The 15,279-nt window shown below is 71.2% G+C and carries 15 protein-coding genes; 11 read left to right on the forward strand and 4 right to left on the reverse strand.

The annotated features are described in order from the left end of the window. Positions 1 to 1,059: 1,059 nt before the first annotated feature. Positions 1,060 to 1,371, forward strand: a complete 312-nt coding sequence (locus ACZ55A_RS08025; RefSeq protein WP_468835932.1) for a hypothetical protein — start codon at positions 1,060 to 1,062, stop codon at positions 1,369 to 1,371. Positions 1,372 to 1,505: 134 nt separating this feature from the next. Here the strand turns inward: ACZ55A_RS08025 and ACZ55A_RS08030 are convergent, their stop codons facing one another. After that, positions 1,506 to 2,123 carry a TetR/AcrR family transcriptional regulator gene (locus tag ACZ55A_RS08030; RefSeq protein WP_468835934.1) on the reverse strand — a complete coding sequence of 206 codons (618 nt, stop codon included), beginning with the start codon at positions 2,121 to 2,123 and terminating at the stop codon, positions 1,506 to 1,508. Positions 2,124 to 2,214: 91 nt separating this feature from the next. Here ACZ55A_RS08030 and ACZ55A_RS08035 point away from each other — a divergent pair, with 91 nt between their 5' ends. Next, a complete protein-coding gene (locus tag ACZ55A_RS08035) occupies positions 2,215 to 4,182 on the forward strand; it encodes an FUSC family protein (protein WP_468835936.1) in 1,968 nt (655 codons plus the stop codon). Between the two features lie 166 nt (positions 4,183 to 4,348). Further along, complete coding sequence (locus ACZ55A_RS08040) at positions 4,349 to 4,855, forward strand: MarR family winged helix-turn-helix transcriptional regulator (RefSeq protein ID WP_468835939.1); 507 nt, start codon at positions 4,349 to 4,351, stop codon at positions 4,853 to 4,855. 139 nt (positions 4,856 to 4,994) lie between these two features. On the opposite strand, the gene ACZ55A_RS08045 is transcribed toward ACZ55A_RS08040, so the two are convergent. Beyond that, a complete protein-coding gene (locus ACZ55A_RS08045) occupies positions 4,995 to 5,984 on the reverse strand; it encodes a WD40/YVTN/BNR-like repeat-containing protein (protein ID WP_468836619.1) in 990 nt (329 codons plus the stop codon). Positions 5,985 to 6,758: 774 nt separating this feature from the next. Here ACZ55A_RS08045 and ssgD (ACZ55A_RS08050) point away from each other — a divergent pair. Next, positions 6,759 to 7,184: a spore wall synthesis regulator SsgD gene (gene ssgD / locus ACZ55A_RS08050; RefSeq protein ID WP_468835941.1), complete on the forward strand. Its 426-nt coding sequence runs from the start codon at positions 6,759 to 6,761 to the stop codon at positions 7,182 to 7,184. Between the two features lie 39 nt (positions 7,185 to 7,223). Here ssgD (ACZ55A_RS08050) and ACZ55A_RS08055 read toward each other — a convergent pair whose 3' ends face one another. After that, on the reverse strand, positions 7,224 to 7,850 hold the full coding sequence (locus ACZ55A_RS08055) for a TetR/AcrR family transcriptional regulator (RefSeq protein WP_468835944.1): 627 nt from the start codon (positions 7,848 to 7,850) through the stop codon (positions 7,224 to 7,226). A 165-nt stretch (positions 7,851 to 8,015) separates the two neighbouring features. Here ACZ55A_RS08055 and ACZ55A_RS08060 point away from each other — a divergent pair, with 165 nt between their 5' ends. The 3 genes from ACZ55A_RS08060 (at position 8,016) to ssgD (ACZ55A_RS08070) (ending at position 10,846) form a co-directional block, all read left to right on the forward strand. Further along, positions 8,016 to 8,534, forward strand: a complete 519-nt coding sequence (locus ACZ55A_RS08060; RefSeq protein ID WP_468835947.1) for a PH domain-containing protein — start codon at positions 8,016 to 8,018, stop codon at positions 8,532 to 8,534. 203 nt (positions 8,535 to 8,737) lie between these two features. Then, positions 8,738 to 10,297, forward strand: a complete 1,560-nt coding sequence (locus tag ACZ55A_RS08065; protein ID WP_468835949.1) for a PH domain-containing protein — start codon at positions 8,738 to 8,740, stop codon at positions 10,295 to 10,297. A gap of 135 nt (positions 10,298 to 10,432) precedes the next feature. Further along, the gene (gene ssgD / locus ACZ55A_RS08070) at positions 10,433 to 10,846 is read left to right on the forward strand and encodes a spore wall synthesis regulator SsgD (protein WP_468835952.1); all 414 of its coding nucleotides are present in this window, start codon (positions 10,433 to 10,435) and stop codon (positions 10,844 to 10,846) included. A gap of 206 nt (positions 10,847 to 11,052) precedes the next feature. On the opposite strand, the gene ACZ55A_RS08075 is transcribed toward ssgD (ACZ55A_RS08070), so the two are convergent. Next, entirely contained in the window at positions 11,053 to 11,823 is a 771-nt protein-coding gene (locus ACZ55A_RS08075; protein ID WP_468835955.1) for a polysaccharide deacetylase family protein, read from the reverse strand. Positions 11,824 to 11,974: 151 nt separating this feature from the next. Between ACZ55A_RS08075 and ACZ55A_RS08080 the strand changes: the two genes are divergently transcribed. From ACZ55A_RS08080 to ACZ55A_RS08095, 4 genes are read left to right on the forward strand one after another with little or no spacing between them, the layout of a single operon-like run. Further along, entirely contained in the window at positions 11,975 to 12,679 is a 705-nt protein-coding gene (locus ACZ55A_RS08080; protein WP_468835958.1) for a response regulator, read from the forward strand. Then, complete coding sequence (locus ACZ55A_RS08085) at positions 12,676 to 14,214, forward strand: ATP-binding protein (protein ID WP_468835959.1); 1,539 nt, start codon at positions 12,676 to 12,678, stop codon at positions 14,212 to 14,214. The genes ACZ55A_RS08080 and ACZ55A_RS08085 overlap by 4 nt, the downstream gene beginning before the upstream one ends. After that, positions 14,211 to 14,834, forward strand: coding sequence for a hypothetical protein (locus tag ACZ55A_RS08090; protein WP_468835960.1), 624 nt, complete (start codon positions 14,211 to 14,213; stop codon positions 14,832 to 14,834). The genes ACZ55A_RS08085 and ACZ55A_RS08090 overlap by 4 nt, the downstream gene beginning before the upstream one ends. Before the next feature lie 29 nt (positions 14,835 to 14,863). Then, positions 14,864 to 15,265, forward strand: coding sequence for a DnaJ family domain-containing protein (locus ACZ55A_RS08095; protein WP_468835963.1), 402 nt, complete (start codon positions 14,864 to 14,866; stop codon positions 15,263 to 15,265). Positions 15,266 to 15,279 lie beyond the last annotated feature (14 nt).

Here is a 15,279-nt window from a genome sequence, read left to right on the forward strand (position 1 = left end):
GCGCCCGCAAGCTTCGGCATGGGCTATGCATGCCAAGCACCCCGGGATCGGCATGGCCTCCAGTAGCCCGGGATCGACGTGGGCGCCCAGCAGCCCGGGATCGACGAGGGCTGGGCTCAACGGTTGGCTGATGGCAAGCAATTGGCCGCGGGGGGGTGGGGTGCGGATGGCGGACGTGCCTCGTACCTGTTGGCGGCGGCTCGGGATGACGGCTCGCTCTCTCGGCAGGCTGCGGTGCGCCTGCGGCTGGCATGCGTTGAGGGGAGGTGGGGGTGGTGGGGCGGGGGGGAGCCCCCCGGGAGAGGCTCCTGGGGATGAGGATGCTGCGCCTCCCCTCCCGTCCCCTCCCCCAGCGCCCTCGCCCCCACCCGCGGTTTCGCTCTCGTCCCCGGCAACTCCCCGGCCCGCCGCCGCGCCCTCTTCCGCCCAGGTGCGCCCGAGGGCCACGGGGCGAGGCGAGCAGGAGCCCGGACGGATTGGCGTGCGCCGGAGAGACAGCGCGGAGGTTCGGCTGCTGACCCGTGTACTGGTCGAGGGCGCGGCCGCAGCTGTCTCGTGTCGCGGTCCGGTATGGGCAGGGCAGTGTCGCTCTCAGGGCGCAGTCGGGTGCAGCGGCGACTGCCGCTTCTGACGTGACGGCCGTCACCTTCCGAGCTTGTGCGTCGTCCGGCTACTTCGCGATTGTGTAACAGCGTCTCCCCGCGACTCGTGTGACAGGCGAGGCAGGACAGGACAGGTCTTTGCTCTGGGGTTCGTGGGGGCACCGTCGCCTTACGAGGTGGTGGCGACGGTGGGGCATGGGTGGTGTGAGCTGGGTGTTTGTGGGCTGTGGGGCGGGCTGGGCGGGTGACTGGTGGGTGCCTGCGCGGGTTGACCGGGGGCAGTGCGGTGGTCCGGGCAGGTTCCGAAAGGGTCGCTCCTTTGTCGCACTTGTGTCCCTGTGTGGCCCCCGGGGCTGAGTTTGCTGGGGCAGGTATGGACAATGGGGAATGTACGTGCGAACCCGGTAGGGGTTTCGCAAGGGGAGTCTGAGTCTGAATTTCTCTCGGGGGAGATCACGTGCGAAAGATCACGGCAATAGCGCTGGCAGCGATAGCGGGCAGCGCCTCGCTCACTCTCGCCACTGCCACGAACGCGGCGGCCGCCGACGGTTCGCCGCAGTGCGTGAAGGTGAGGAAGTACTTCAACAAGGGCCACGACCGGTACGTCCGGCTGACGAACCTGTGCAGCCAGCGCACGGCGTGCTTCACCATCGTCGTCCCGCATCGCAAGGACCCCCACGGCCGCCTGCTCAAGGGCGCGACGAAGGACGTCCGTTACGGCACGACGGGGGCGCCGCGGGCGCTGTATGTGAAGAACACTTCCTGCTGAGCAGCTCCCCCCAGCTGCGCGACGAGCAGCAAAGCGACACCCAGTAGGGGCGGCGGACACTCGGGCGCTTCAAGCGAGTCGGCCGGCCGCCTCCTGAGCCCGTTGGACCTCAGGCCGCAGGCCGGTCGAGCGGGTTATACGCGTACGGCGATACCGTCCAGAACCATCGAGAGGTACTGGCGGGCGATCTCCTCGGGGCTGTGCTGGCCTCCCGGGCGGTACCAGCTCGCCGCGACCCAGACAGTGTCGCGGACGAAGCGGTAGGTGAGCCGGATGTCGAGGTCCGCGCGGAAGACGCCGTCGGCGACACCGCTCTCCAGCGTGCCCAGCCAGGCCTTTTCGAACTTCCGCTGGGAGTCGGCGAGATAGCCGAAGCGGGGCTGGGCCACCAGGTGCTTGGCCTCTTTCTGATAGATGGCGACGGCGGCCCGGTGCCGGTCGATCTCCCGGAACGACTCGGTGACCAGCGCTTCGATGGTCTCTCTGGGGCCGAGTCCGGCGGCGAGTACGGCGTCATAGCCGTCCCACAGCTCATTCAGGAACGTGGACAGGATCTCGTCCAGCATCGATTCCTTGGAATCGAAGTGGTAGTAGAGGCTGCCCGCGAGCATCCCCGCCTCGTCTGCGATCCGGCGGACGGTGGTGGCGTTGTAGCCCTGTGCGGCGAATACCTCGGCCGCGGTGTTGAGCAGTTCGCGGCGGCGTTCCGGTGAGGCGTTCGCGGTGGTTGTCTTCTTCTTGGCGGCTGGCACCCGGCCATTGTCGCTCTCCCCTACGCCGGGCTGATCCCGGGCGCAGAGCAGGCATATCTTTCACGAGTAAAACACCTGCTAATCTCCTCGTATGGGGAAGCATGCCAAGACCGCGGAGAGGAGAGGGAGCGCCGTACCGGGGAGTGCGGTAGGCACCCGACCGTTGCCGATCAGGAGCGCCGTGCGGCTGCGCCGCCCGGTCGACATCTGGCACAAACCGGCGCTCAGTGCGGTCGCGGCGCTGGCGATCCCTGACCTCACACTGTGGGCCGTGGGCCGGCTGGACCTGGTCCTCTACACCTCGGCCGGGGCGATGTGCGCCCTGTACGCGCACGGTCTGTCGTACGCCTCCCGGGCCCGGGCGCTGCTGTGGGTCGTGCTCGGCATGGTCGCGAGCCTGGGCGTCGCGCTGACCGCGGCGTCGCTGTTCACGTCCACCGCGCTGCTGGTCGTGCTCGCCTCGCTGGTGGCCGCACTGCACAAGATGGTCTGCGATGCGACGCGGATCGGTCCGCCGGGGAACCTCATCCTGACCTTCATCGCCGCCTCGGCGTTCTTCGTGCCGCAGCGCCTCGGGCAGGTGCCGCTGCATCTGGCGCTGGCGCTCGGCACCGGGGTGCTCGCGTGGCTGGTGTGCATGGCGCCGGCGCTGTTCCGGCCGCAGGGACCGGAGCGGATCGCAACTGCCCGCGCGCTGGAGGCGGCGGCAGCGCTGCTTCGTACGGAGGCGGGTGGCGCTGCGGATGCCCGGCATGCCACGGCGGCTGCCGTGAATGCGGCCTGGCAGACGTTGTTCCTGGTCCCGGCCGCTCGCACCCCGGAGAAGGCCGCGGCACGGGTCGGGCTGGAACGGCTGTTGGTGCGGGCGGAGGCAGCGTTGGGGGATGTGGGGCAGGGCTGCGGCGACCTGCTCCCCTACCGCCCGCACGACAACCGGGGACCGGACGGCGGATCGGCACACGGGACGGATCTAGGGACGGAGCACGGGAAGGGGCAAGGGACGGGGCAAGGGACAGGGCGGGCGGCGGAAGAGGGAGTGGAGCGGGGAGGCGAGGCTGAGCAACTGTGCGGATGGGCCCGTGACCTGCGGAGGGGGCGGCCGTTGCCGGAGGTCGTGCTCTCGGCGGCGCAGGCCGAGGAACTGGTCGGCATCGAGGCCGAGGTAGTGGGGGGTGGTGCTAACGGGCGGTACGGGCAGCGCGGACGGTACGGAGACTGCGGACGGTACGGGCGGTCGGGGGCGCGGGGGCGATGGCCTGTTCCAGGGCGCTTGTACGGGGTGCGGGCGGTGCTCGCCCGGTTGGCGCCGGGGTCGCCGCTGCTGCCCATAGGGGCGCGGGTCGCGGTCGGGTGTGTGCTGGCGGGCTGGGCGTCGATGGCTGCCGGCGTCGGGCACCCGTATTGGGCCGTGGTCACGGCTGCCTCCATCTATCAGGCCAACACCACGCTGTCCTGGCAACGCGCGCTTCAGCGCACCCTCGGAAATCTGCTCGGGCTGGTGCTGTACACGGCGATGCTGCCGCTGATCCACGCCGGGCAGCTCGCGATGATCATGCTGGCGCTGGGGTGTCAGCTCGGCGCGGAGGCGTGCATCACCCGCAACTACTGGCTGGGCTCGGTGTGCGTCACGCCGATGGCCCTGCTGTTGACCGAATTCGGCAGCCGACTGCCGGCGCAGACGCTGATCGCGGACCGCTGGATCGACACCGTGGTGGGCGCGGCCGTGGGCCTGGTCTGCTGCATCGCGGTGACCAATCGGCGGGCGTCCGACCGTATCGACGTCGCGTTGGAGCGGGTCGTGGAGGCGGAGGCCTCGGCGTACCGGCTGCTTGCGGCCGCTCCGACGGCCGGTGGCGCGGACGACGCCTGGGAGATCGGCCGGGCGCGCGACCGGCTGGCCGGCGCGCTGGTCGAGCTGCGTGAGGCGGTGGAGGTGGCGGCCGGTGAGTGGTGGCAGCGCGCCCTGCCGGAGGAGCGGATCGCTCGCGCCGAGCAGCAGGGGCACCGCGCGCTCGCCGGCCTCGTCCGGCGGCTTTCGGCACCGGCGCTGGCAGCCTGAGCCCACCCACGCCGCGCACCGCCCCGCGCACCCGTCCAGACACCCCATCCAGGAACCCCTCCAGACACTGGTCCACGCGTCCGCTCACGCGTCCGCCCGCGCGGCGGCCGGCACCGCCCGGCAGGCACAATTAGGGGCGTACGGAACGGTCGAGAGGAGAGTGCGGGTGACCGAGGACATCGTCGCGGGGGTGCTGCGCCAGTGGCAGCAGGTGCACCCCGGGCTGGACACCGGCCCGATGGCGGTGATCGGGCGGCTCAACCGCTGTTCGGCGCTGCTCCAGCAGGCGGCCGATGCGCCACTTCGGCGGGCAGGGCTCACCCGTCCCGAGTTCGACATCCTGGGCACCTTGCGCCGGATGGACCGTGAGCTGACCCCTGGACGGGTGGCCCGCGAGACGTTCGCCTCCGGTGCGGCGGTGACCAAGCGCGTACGGCAGTTGGAGGAGCGGGGGCTGATCGCCCGCCGGCCCGACGACCGGGACCGCCGGGTCGCGCATCTCTCGCTGACGGACGAAGGGCGCGAAATCATCGACCGGCTGCTGCCCGAACAGCTGCGGTACGAGGCCTCACTGCTCGGCGGCATCGGCGATCGGCGGCAGGAGGAACTGTCCGCGGCGTTGGGCGAGTTGCTGGTCGTCTTGGAGGGGCGGCTGGGGAGCTTGATGGAGTGAGGGCAGGGCGGCGCGGCCTGGTGGACGTGGCGCCTTCACGCACTAGGCCACTGACCCACGGCCCCACTCATCCACCGGCCCCACTCACCCATTCACCCCCTGCCCCACTCCCCGGCTCCCCGGTCACCCGGTCACCCGCTCACCGCTCCAGTCGTGCGATCCGGCCCCGCTCGCCCGCCGCCCAGCAGCCGAGGTCAGGGGTGCAGTCGACGGTGTCGTACGAGCCGTTGTCGAAGGGGTGCCAGGTGTGGCCGCCGTCGAGCGTGAGATCGCTGCCGGACGGGCCCACTGCCAGGGCGAGGTGCCGGGAGTGCGGGAGCCAGGCGGCACCGGAGCGGTATGCCTTCGGCGGCTCGGTGGCCGTCGTCCATGTGGCGCCGGTGTCGTTACTGACGGCGGCGGCGTGCGGCGAGGGCTGGTCGGGACGGTAGTCGCCGCCGACCGCGAAGCCATGGGTCCGGTCACGGAAGGCGAGGGCGAAGACTCCGCGTGCCGGGTCGCCCGCGGGAACGGGAGCTTCGCCGGCCGACCATGTACGGCCGCGGTCGGCGCTGTGCAGGACGCGTGCGGTGGCCGCGCCGCCGGTCGCGATCCAGGCGTCGTGGCCGCCGGTGGAAACCAGGCACTGGCCGCTGGCCGCGAATGCGGCCTCGCCGTCCTGGGCCGGGGGCATACCGTCCGACGGCAGTACGCGCCAGCTGCGGCCGCCGTCCCTGGTGGAGAGGATGCGGTACTTGCCGTTAACGGGGTCGCTGAGCGCGATCCCGTGGCGCCGGTCGAAGAAGGTCAGGCAGTCGTAGAAGGCCCGTGGATCGGTGTTGCGGAAGCTTTCGGTCCAGGTGGCGCCGGCGTCGTCGGTACGGAAGACCCGCGAGGCCTCACCCTCGCCGATCGCGAGGACCACCGCGCGGCGCCCGTCGAACGCCTCGATGTCGCGGAACTCCAGCGCACCGGCACCGGGTGGGGAGACATTGCTCCAGTGCTTGCCACCGTCGTGGGTGCGCAGCACGGTGCCGGTGGTACCGGCCACCCAGGCGGTGGTACGGCTGACGGCGGCCAGACCGCGGAAGCGGGCGGTGCTTCCGCTGTCTTTGAGGCGCCAGCGCCAGGCGGTGTGCGGGGCGGTCAGCGGGGCCGTGTGCGGAGCTGTCAGGGAGGCAGCCGGTGGCGGACCCTCGGGCGAGGGCGAGGCTGCCGCCGTCGGGACGGCGGCCGGTGAGGCGAGTGCCGTGACAGCGGCGACCGTGAGAGCCACGACCGTCAGTCCGATCTGGCGCCTGGCCCGGCGTGCTGGACCGCCGGCATCCCCGCCGGCAGCGCGAGCCCTATCTCCACCGGCAGCGCGAGCCTTATCTCCGTCGGCAGAGCGAGACGTGTCTCCGCCGGCAGAGCGAGACGTGTCTCTACCAGCAGCGGCAGACGTATGTCCACCGGCAGCACAAGACCTATCCCCGGCGGCAGCGCGGTGCGTACCCCCACCCGCAGCGCGGCCACCCGTCCCCCCGCCCGCCCCCCTGTCCGAGAACATGCCGCCGTGCAACAAGCGCCCCTTGCGCCGCATTCGCCCCACCCCGCTCATGTCGTGCGCTGGAAGCTAGCCCAGCCCGGCCGCCCCGTCCAGGCCATCGGACAGCCACCGAGGGGGAGTTCAGCACCCGCGTGCAGCCGCCCGGAAGCTGACGCTGCGTCAAATTGGACCCCGCCAGGCCGATTCCGCACACCGCCGCATCTCACACATCTCACACATCCCGCAAACAGCAAAGAGGGCAATTCACGACATTCAATGGGCCGTGACGCAGGTCACGTATGAATCCATGGGAATCCAATGCACCTGGCGCAATCCCCTTGTCGTCCTAGTGGTTGTAGACCCAGGAATCCGCACCAATTGCAAGGGAGCCCGGCGATGTCCAGCGTCATCGACCAAGCCGTTCAGGCCCGTCTCATCGCGACCACTCCCCGGTCGCGGGTGATTCCGGCGAGCCTGCGTTACGACCGCGCCGATCCGTTCGCGGTCCGCTTGGTCTTTCCGCCCGTGGCATCGCTGGACGGGTCGGAAGTGGCGTGGACATTCGCGCGGGAGCTGCTGGAGGAGGGCCTGGCCGGGCCGGCCGGGGCGGGCGACGTGCAGATCTGGCCGGCCAACCCCGATGGGCGGCGCGATGTCGTGGTGGTGGAGTTCCACACCGCGGCCGGGATGGCCGTGGTCCAGTTCGACGCGCAGGATCTGCGGGACTTTCTGAGCCAGTCGTACGAGGTCGTCCCGAAGGGCGGCGAGGCGCTGCACCTGGATGTCGAGGGCGACCTGGCCGACCTGCTGCGCGAGGCATAGGCCGCGCGCTGTCACCCCGAGGCCGACGGGGGCACGCCCCTACGCGGGCGTCTCTCCCCTGGCAGGCGCGTCGCCGAAGAGGTTCGCCAGGTGGAGGTCCAGGAGTCGTAGTGCGGTCTCGGGCTCGTGGACGTCCAGGAGGACGTACGTGGCGAGCCCGTCGACGACGCTGATCAGCAGCATCGCCTCGTCCTCGGTGGCGCGCCCCGGGGGCAGTTCCCCCCGTTCGGCGGCCCGGCGGAGCTGGTCGGTGAAGAACGCGCGGAGTTGTGGAATGCCCTGCTGCGCCTCGGCGCGCAGGGCTTTGTCGTATACGGCGCGGGCGTAGTACGCGGCGCCGACCAGAAGGCCGATGCGGCTCCGCTCGTCCAGCGGCAGCATGCCCGACAGGCAGGCGCGCAGCACCTCGCGTGGTGTCGGCTCGCCGGCCAGCGCCTCGATGCGCTCGCGGATGCGGAGCGCGGCCAGCCGGTTGATGTGCTGGAGGGCGAAGGCCAGCATCTCGTCCTTGGTGCGGAAGTAGTGCTGCAACCGCCCGAGTGAGATACCGGCCTCGGCGGCGACATCGCGCAGGCTCGCACCGTCCAGCCCGCGGGTGCCGGCGATCCGCCACAGCGCCTCGGAGATCTCCTGGCGTCTGGCTTCGTGATCCACCTTTTTGGGCACGGTGAAACGTCCTTCTTGTCGTGCGCAGTACCGCCTTGTTTCGTACACGGCCCCGCGCGTGGACCCGGATTCCAGGAGTCCAGGACCGGGCCGTTTTTACAAGTCACTTGTACCGTTATAACGTACGGCCACTCAATACGCTTGACTTGGAAACCGGTGACCTTGATGCCCGAGCCCGCCACCCCGCTCCTGCGCCCGCCCCGCCACCGTGTCGATCCCCGGGCGCGCCGATGGTGGACGCTCCAGGCCCTGCTGACGCTCAGCGGTCCGATGCTGCTGACCGCGCTCGTCATGGCGGTACTGTCGATACTTTTCTTCCCCGGCGCGCTGCCGTGGCTGGGGCCGTTGCTGGTGGTCGTGCTCGTCCTGCCGGCAGTCGTATATCTGCTGGTGATGCCGCGGTGGCGGTACGCGGTGCACGCCTGGGAGCTGGGCGGGCGCGCGGTCTATGCGGCCGGCGGCTGGTTCTGGCAGAAGCGGCGGATCGCACCGCTGTCGCGAGTGCAGACCGTGGACACCGTGCGGGGCCCGTTGCAGCGGCGGTACGGGCTGGCGACGGTGACCGTGACCACCGCCTCGACCGCGGGCGACATCAAGATCGCGGGGCTGTCGGACGCGGACGCGGAGGAGCTGTCGCGGCGGATCGGCGAGGCCGCGCAGGATGTGCCGGGGGATGCCGCATGAACGCCCCACGCGACCCGGAAACGCCCTCCACGCGCCCCGTGGCACCCACCTCCGATCGGGCCACGGCCGCCACGCCCACGACAACTCCCACCCCGGACCCGAGTGCGTCCTCCGCCCCACGCGATGTATCCCCCGCGTCCGCCACTCCCTCCGTCCCCTGGCGACGCCTGGACCCCCGTACGCTCCTCGTCCACTGCGGCTGGATGGGCGCTCCGGTCGCTTCGCTGGTGCTGACCGCACTGGCCACCGGGGGCCGGATCACCATCGGTGCCTGGATCACGCTCGGCGCCCTCGCCGCCTCGTTCGCCGTCATCACCGTGATCGGGCTGATCCGGTGGGCCCGTACGGAGTTCCGGGTCACCTCCGACACCCTGGACGTACGGAGCGGACTGCTGAACCGGCGGCTGCGGAGTGTGCCGCTGCACCGTATCCGCACCGTCGATCTGACGGCGTCGCCGCTGCACCGCCTCCTGGGCGTCACCGTGCTGCGGGCGGGTACGGCCGGCTCGGGCGACGGGGGCGCCGAGTTGTCGCTGGAGGCGCTCACGGTCGCCGAAGCGGACCGGCTGCGCAGGGAGTTGCTGGCCCGCGCCGACACCGAGGGGGTCGCCGCCGATCCGGTGCTGTCCCGTATCAACTGGCGCTGGCTGCGCTATGCGCCGCTCACCTTCTGGGTGGTCGGCGGGGTGTTCGTGGTGGCGGGGTCGGTCTACCGCGCGCTGGACGGTATCGGTATCGAGCCGTGGAAAATCGGCTTCGTCCAGCGGGCGTTCACCGAATTCGGCGCGAGCGCGCTCTGGCTGACCGTCCCGGCGGCGCTGCTGGTCGTCCTCGCCCTCGGTTCGGTCGGCGCGAGCGCGATGTACGTCGAGAACTGGTGGAACTACTGCCTGGAGTGGACCGACGCCCGCACACTGCGGGTGCGCCGCGGGCTGTTCACCACCCGCTCGGTCACCATCGAGCGGGACCGGCTGCGCGGTGTGCTGCTGCGTGAACCGCTGCTGCTGCGGGCCGGCGGTGGTGCGCTGGTCCGTGCGGTGGCCGGCGGGCTCGGCAACCGCGAGGAGAACCGCAAGCGCAGTGGGCTGCTGCCGCCTGCGCCCCGTGCCGAGGCGCTGCGGGTGGCGGGCGGCGCGCTGCGCAGGCCCTTCCCGGCAAGCGCGTCTCAGGTGCCCTCGCCGGTCCACCCGACTGCGTCACCTGAACCTCTGCGCCCCGCGCGCGCGTCCCACGCCTCACCGGCCGCCCCTGGGAACGCCTCACCCGCACCGCTGTCGGCGCCTCCGCGGGCTGCCCTGCGCCGGCGCCGGGTGCGCGGTCTGCTGTTCGTGGTAGCGCCCGGCGCCGCCGTACTCGCGGGCCTCGGTGTGGCGTTCACGCCCGTACTGCTGCACTGCGCCTGGATCTATGCGGTGACGAGCACCCCGGTCGTGCTGTGGCTGGCCAAGGACGCGTACCGCAGTCTGGGACACGGCGTGGACGGCAGCTATCTGGTCGCCCGGTCGGGGACGTTCAGTCGTGACACCGTCGCGCTTCAGCGTTCGGCGATCGTCGCCTGGACGTTCTCCACCTCGCCGTTCACCCGCCGGTCCGGGCTGGTCACGCTGACCGCGGCGGTCGCCGCGGGCGAGGACGGGTACCGGGTCCGGGATCTCGCGGCGGAGCAGGCACCGGGGTTCGCCGCGGGGGTGACCCCCGGTCTCCTCGACGAGTTCCTGGTCCGCCCGGAGGTGCCGGGGCAGCGGACGCGCCAACTGCCGTAGCCCTTAAGGACCTTCGCACCACCCCCGTCAATATGAGATAGCTCACACCCATGTCGCGTGCACGGCGAGAGCGGGCACACCGTCCTACTGGACGAGCCATCTGCCCATGCCCGACAGCCGTGAGGGAGCAGCGCGATGAACACCGCCATCGACCAAGCCGTCCAGGTCCGTCTCATCGCCACGACCCCGGGACCGTACGCGGTCCCGGCGGTGCTGCACTACCAGCGCGCCGACCCGCTGGCGGTGCGGATGTCCTTCCCGCCGGAAATCTCGCTGGACGGCGTCGGGGTGGAGTGGACGTTCGCCCGTGAACTGCTGGACGAGGGGCTGCGGACGCCGGCCGGGCGGGGCGATGTGCGGGTGCGGCCGTCCGGTCCGGACCGCACGGTGATGGAGTTCCACGCCGATGAGGGCATCGCCATGGTGCAGTTGCAGACCGCGGACGTACGGCGGTTCCTGGCCCGGTCCTACGTGGCGGTGCCGGCGGGCAGCGAGTCGGTGTACCTCGGCCTGGAGCGCGGTCTGGCGGAGCTGTTCGGGGCGGCGTGACGGCACAGCCGGGCGTGAGCATGTGAGAAGGGGCATCTCCGGCGCGCTGCTCCGCGCGGAGGGCCCCTCAAGGGCGAGGGCCGGCGGTGTGCCTCCTCGGCAGGGCCCGCCCCCGGGCGCGCCAAGAGCCGGAGGAGGCCGGACTGTTCGGTCACCGTGGCGGATGCGGCCGGTCTTCGTGTGAGGGCAGAGGTCCCGCCGCGCTGCTACCGCTTCGGAAAGCCGAACCCGTAGCCCTGCTGCTTCATCCACGGCAGGAGGCGGTCGAGCGATTCGACGGTCAGGGCGCGGTTGCCGCCGCCGTCGTGGAAGAGGACGGTCGGGCCGTTGGTGAGTTCGCCGCGTACCGTCGACTCGATCGCCTGGACGCTGCCGCTTTCGAAGTCCTTGCTGTCGACGTTCCAGCCGAGCGGGCGCATGCCGTGGTCGGCGGCGAGGCGGCGGCTGTAGGGCGTGAAGGCGCCGCCGGGGGCGCGGTAGTACTCGACCTTGGCGCCGCCCGCCGCTTCCTCGATCATCTTCTGGGCGTCGAGGATCTGCTGCGACTGGTAGTTCTGCGGCTGCTTGTCCATGCCGGTGTTGTGGCTGATGGTGTGGTCGCAGAGCCGGTGGCCTTCGGCCACCACCCGCTTGACGAGGTCCGGGTGGGCCTTGGCCTGCGGGCCGATCATGCAGAAGACCGCCTTGACGTCGTGCTTCTTCAGCACCTCCAGCACCTTGGGGGTCCAGACCGGGTCCGGGCCGTCGTCGATGGTGATGTTCAGGCTGCGGCCCGGGCGCTCCGAGGCGTGCTCGATGGAGGGGTCGACGGGGGCGATCCGGGGAGCCCGCTGGGGCTGGGCGGAGCTGGGGCTGTCGGCCTCGGCGTTGAAGGGACCGCCGGACTGGAAGGCGAGCGCGCCCGTCACGGCCAGCGCCACGACTGCCGCCGCGGCCACTCCGATGATCCCGCCCTCTTTGCCGAAGCGCCGTGCCATCCCGATCCCGTCCCTCGTGCCGTGCTGGTGTCCTTATGGACGGCGGCGGGTGCTGGGCACGCCGGCCGCCTTCCACCACGACAGATGCGCTCCGGGCCGGGCGGGCTGCTCCTGTTACGGATCCATCATGAAACTTATTGATACTGGTCCCATGCCACGTGTACTTCTGATCGAGGACGACGCCGCCGTACGGGACGGGGTGACGCTCGCGCTACGGCGGCGCGGCCATGAAGTGGCGGCAGCGGCCAGCGGTGAGGAGGGTCTTGCGGCCCTGCCGGGCTTCCGGCCCGACATCGTGCTGCTGGACCTGATGCTCCCCGGCAAGGACGGCTTCCAGATATGCCGGCTGATCCGTGCCGAGCGGCAGTTGCCGATCATCATGCTGACCGCCCGTGGCGACGATCTCGATGTGGTGCTCGGCCTGGAGGCCGGGGCCGACGACTACATCGTCAAGCCGGCCCGTGGTGAGGTCCTCGAGGCGCGTATCCGTGCGGTGTTGCGCCGTACGGCGCTGCCCGCCGACGGCGCCCCGGCGGCGGATCCGGGGCCCGCTCCGGTGGAGACGTACGGTGAGCTGGCCATCGACCGGGCCGGGCTGGTCGTGGGCAAGGCCGGCCAGGATCTGGCGCTGGCTCCTTCCGAGATGAAGCTGCTGCTGTTCCTGTCCGCCACTCCGGGTCAGGTCTTCAGCCGTCAGCAGTTGCTGGAGCATGTGTGGGAGCACAGCTACCACGGCGATGCGCGGCTGGTCGACGCCTGTGTGATGCGGCTGCGGACGAAGATAGAGGACACTCCGCGCAGCCCTCGTTACGTCCAGACCGTGCGTGGTTTCGGCTACCGCTTCGGGCCCCTGTGAACCGCCTCGGCCGGCGGGTGCCGTCGCGCACCCTGCTCCGCGGGCTGCGGGCCCGGCTCGTGGTGGGGTTTCTGGTGGTGGCCGCGGTCAGTGCGCTGACCACCGCGCTGCTGACCTACCGCGAGGCGCGTAACGCCATTCTCCAGCGCTCCCAGGACATCGCCGTCAACGACTTGCGGGCGCAGGTCAATTCGCTGGCGCCGGAGCTCAGGGTGCCGCCGAACCAGGCGGACCTGGACAACTTCCGGGTCCAGCTGGAACGCTCCGGAAAGTCCCGCGAATGGGATATATCGGTGCATTACCGCGGCGTCCCGGACAGTGATGAGGGCGGGCTGCGGCGCAGCGTGGCGGTGCCGGCCGAGCTCAAGGCGTCGGTGGAGAAGCGCCATGTGCCGGCCTTCCAGCGCATCGACCGGGGCGGCGATCCCTGGCTGCTGATCGGCATGCCGGTCCGGCAGTCCGACGGCGACGCCTCCGCGCTGTCCGTCTACGCCCAGCTCCCGCTGAGCGCCGAGGAGGCCAATGTCGAGGCGCTGGTGAGCGCCGCACAGCGGGGCGCGCTGCCGGTGCTCATCCTCGCCGTGATCCCGGCGCTGCTCGCCGCGCGCGGAGTACTGCGGCCGGTACGGGGTCTGCGGCAGGCCGCCGGACGGATCGCCGAGGGCAAGCTGGACACCCGGCTGGAGGTCAAGGGCGCCGATGAACTCGCCGATCTGTCCCGGACGTTCAACGACATGGCGGCAAGGCTGGAGGAGAGCATGGCCGAGCTGCGCCGCCTGGAGTCCAACTCCCGGCGGTTCGCGGCCGATGTCTCGCACGAGCTGCGCACACCGCTGGCGGCGATGACCGCGGTCACCGACGTGCTCGACGAGGACGCCGACTCCCTCGACCCCGACACCGCCTCCGCGGTCCGGCTGATCAGCCAGGAGACCGGGAAGCTGGCGCGGATGGTGGAGGACCTGATGGAGGTCTCGCGGTTCGACGCGGGGGCAGCCGCGCTCCATCTGGACGAGGTGGACGTCGCCGAGACCATCCGCAAGACACTTCAGGCCAGGGCCTGGCAGAAGCGGGTGACGGCGGAGCTGCCGGCGGACGTACGGGCCAGGCTCGATCCACGGCGGCTCGATGTGGTGGTCGCCAACCTGGTCGGCAATGCCCTGCACCACGGCGGCGAGCCGGTCCGGGTGCTGCTGCACGCACCGCCGCCGGGCGCGGACCGGCTGCTGATCGAGATCTCCGACAGCGGCCCCGGTATCGACCCCGAGGTCCTGCCGCATGTCTTCGAGCGCTTCTACAAGGCGGACTCCGCACGCGCCCGCTCGGAAGGCAGCGGCCTGGGGCTGGCCATCGCGATGGAGAACGTACGGCTGCACGGCGGGACGATGCGGGCGGCCAACTCCCCCGAGGGCGGCGCGGTGTTCACGGTGGACCTGCCACTGCGGCACGATGAGCCCGCCGAGACGGGCGGAACCGGCGCGGCGGGCGGAACGGGCGCCGGAGCAACCACCGGCAGCGGGAGAGAGAACGACGTATGAGCAGCACGAATGCCCCCCGCGCCGGGCGCGCGGTGCGGTCCCGGCGGCGGATGGTGGGCGGCATGGTCAGCGGCGCGCTCGCCGGTGCGCTGGCCGGCTGCGGTATCGCACCCACGGATGTGATCGACGCCGGTGAGCCCGCCAGCGGCGTGAAGTCGCCGGGCGAGCCCATCGCCGATGTCCAGCTGTTCTTCTACGGAGAGTCCGGGCTGCGCTCGGCGACCCGGCCGGCGAAGGCGCCGGTCGACCCGGAGCAGGCCATCGAGCTGCTGATGGACGGGCCCAACCACGCGGAGCGGATGCGTGGCCTCTCCAGCGTGCTGCCGAAGTTCCCCGGCCGGCTGACCGTCGAATCGCGGGAGGGCTCGGTGGTGATCACCCTGCCGATCAACGCCAAGATGCTGGACTCCGCCTCGCTCAACCAGCTGGTGTGCACCGCGGCCAACGCCCGGGTGCCGGGGAACAAGCCGCCGGGGCAGGTCAGCGTGACCTTGGTGGGTGACACGGTCCGGGTCGGCCCGATGGTGTGCGGCGGTAACAACGCCTTCCCTGTGGTCCAGCCCAGTCCGACCGCCACGGCGGCGGACGGCTCGCTCGGCGAGAGTGGCGGCGTAGGCTGAGACACGGGCCATATCGTGGGGAGGTACCGGTGACGGAGCGCAAACCACCCGGCGTCACCTTCGAGAGCTGGGTCGACAAGCAGATCCGGGAGGCCGCGGAGCGCGGCGCCTTCGACCATCTCTCCGGGGCCGGCAAGCCCCTCCCCCATCTCGACCAGCCGTACGACGAGATGTGGTGGATCAAGGAGAAGATGAGCCGGGAGCACCTCTCCTGCCTGCCGCCGAGCCTCGTGCTGCGCAAGGAGGCGGAGGACGCCCTGGAGGCGGCGGCCCATGCGCCCAGCGAGGCCGCGCTGCGGCGCATCCTGACCGCGGTCAACGAACGGATCCGCGCGGCGTTGCGCACCCCGATCGAGGGTCCGCCGCTCAATCTCGTCCCCTTCGACATCGACGAGCTGGCCCGTAAGTGGCGGGAGCAGCACGGCAGTTGAGTGCAGCGGGCGCG

Source organism: Streptomyces sp. NPDC034111 (assembly GCF_055575375.1).

What these genes read in the sequence shown, in the direction of transcription:
- ACZ55A_RS08035 (WP_468835936.1), top strand. Translation starts at nt 2,215, where the DNA reads ATGGGGAAGCATGCCAAGACCGCGGAGAGGAGAGGGAGCGCCGTACCG.
- ssgD (WP_468835941.1), top strand. Translation starts at nt 6,759, where the DNA reads ATGTCCAGCGTCATCGACCAAGCCGTTCAGGCCCGTCTCATCGCGACC.
- ACZ55A_RS08060 (WP_468835947.1), top strand. Translation starts at nt 8,016, where the DNA reads ATGCCCGAGCCCGCCACCCCGCTCCTGCGCCCGCCCCGCCACCGTGTC.
- ACZ55A_RS08065 (WP_468835949.1), top strand. Translation starts at nt 8,738, where the DNA reads ATGGGCGCTCCGGTCGCTTCGCTGGTGCTGACCGCACTGGCCACCGGG.
- ssgD (WP_468835952.1), top strand. Translation starts at nt 10,433, where the DNA reads ATGAACACCGCCATCGACCAAGCCGTCCAGGTCCGTCTCATCGCCACG.
- ACZ55A_RS08075 (WP_468835955.1), bottom strand. Translation starts at nt 11,823, where the DNA reads ATGGCACGGCGCTTCGGCAAAGAGGGCGGGATCATCGGAGTGGCCGCG.
- ACZ55A_RS08080 (WP_468835958.1), top strand. Translation starts at nt 11,975, where the DNA reads ATGCCACGTGTACTTCTGATCGAGGACGACGCCGCCGTACGGGACGGG.
- ACZ55A_RS08090 (WP_468835960.1), top strand. Translation starts at nt 14,211, where the DNA reads ATGAGCAGCACGAATGCCCCCCGCGCCGGGCGCGCGGTGCGGTCCCGG.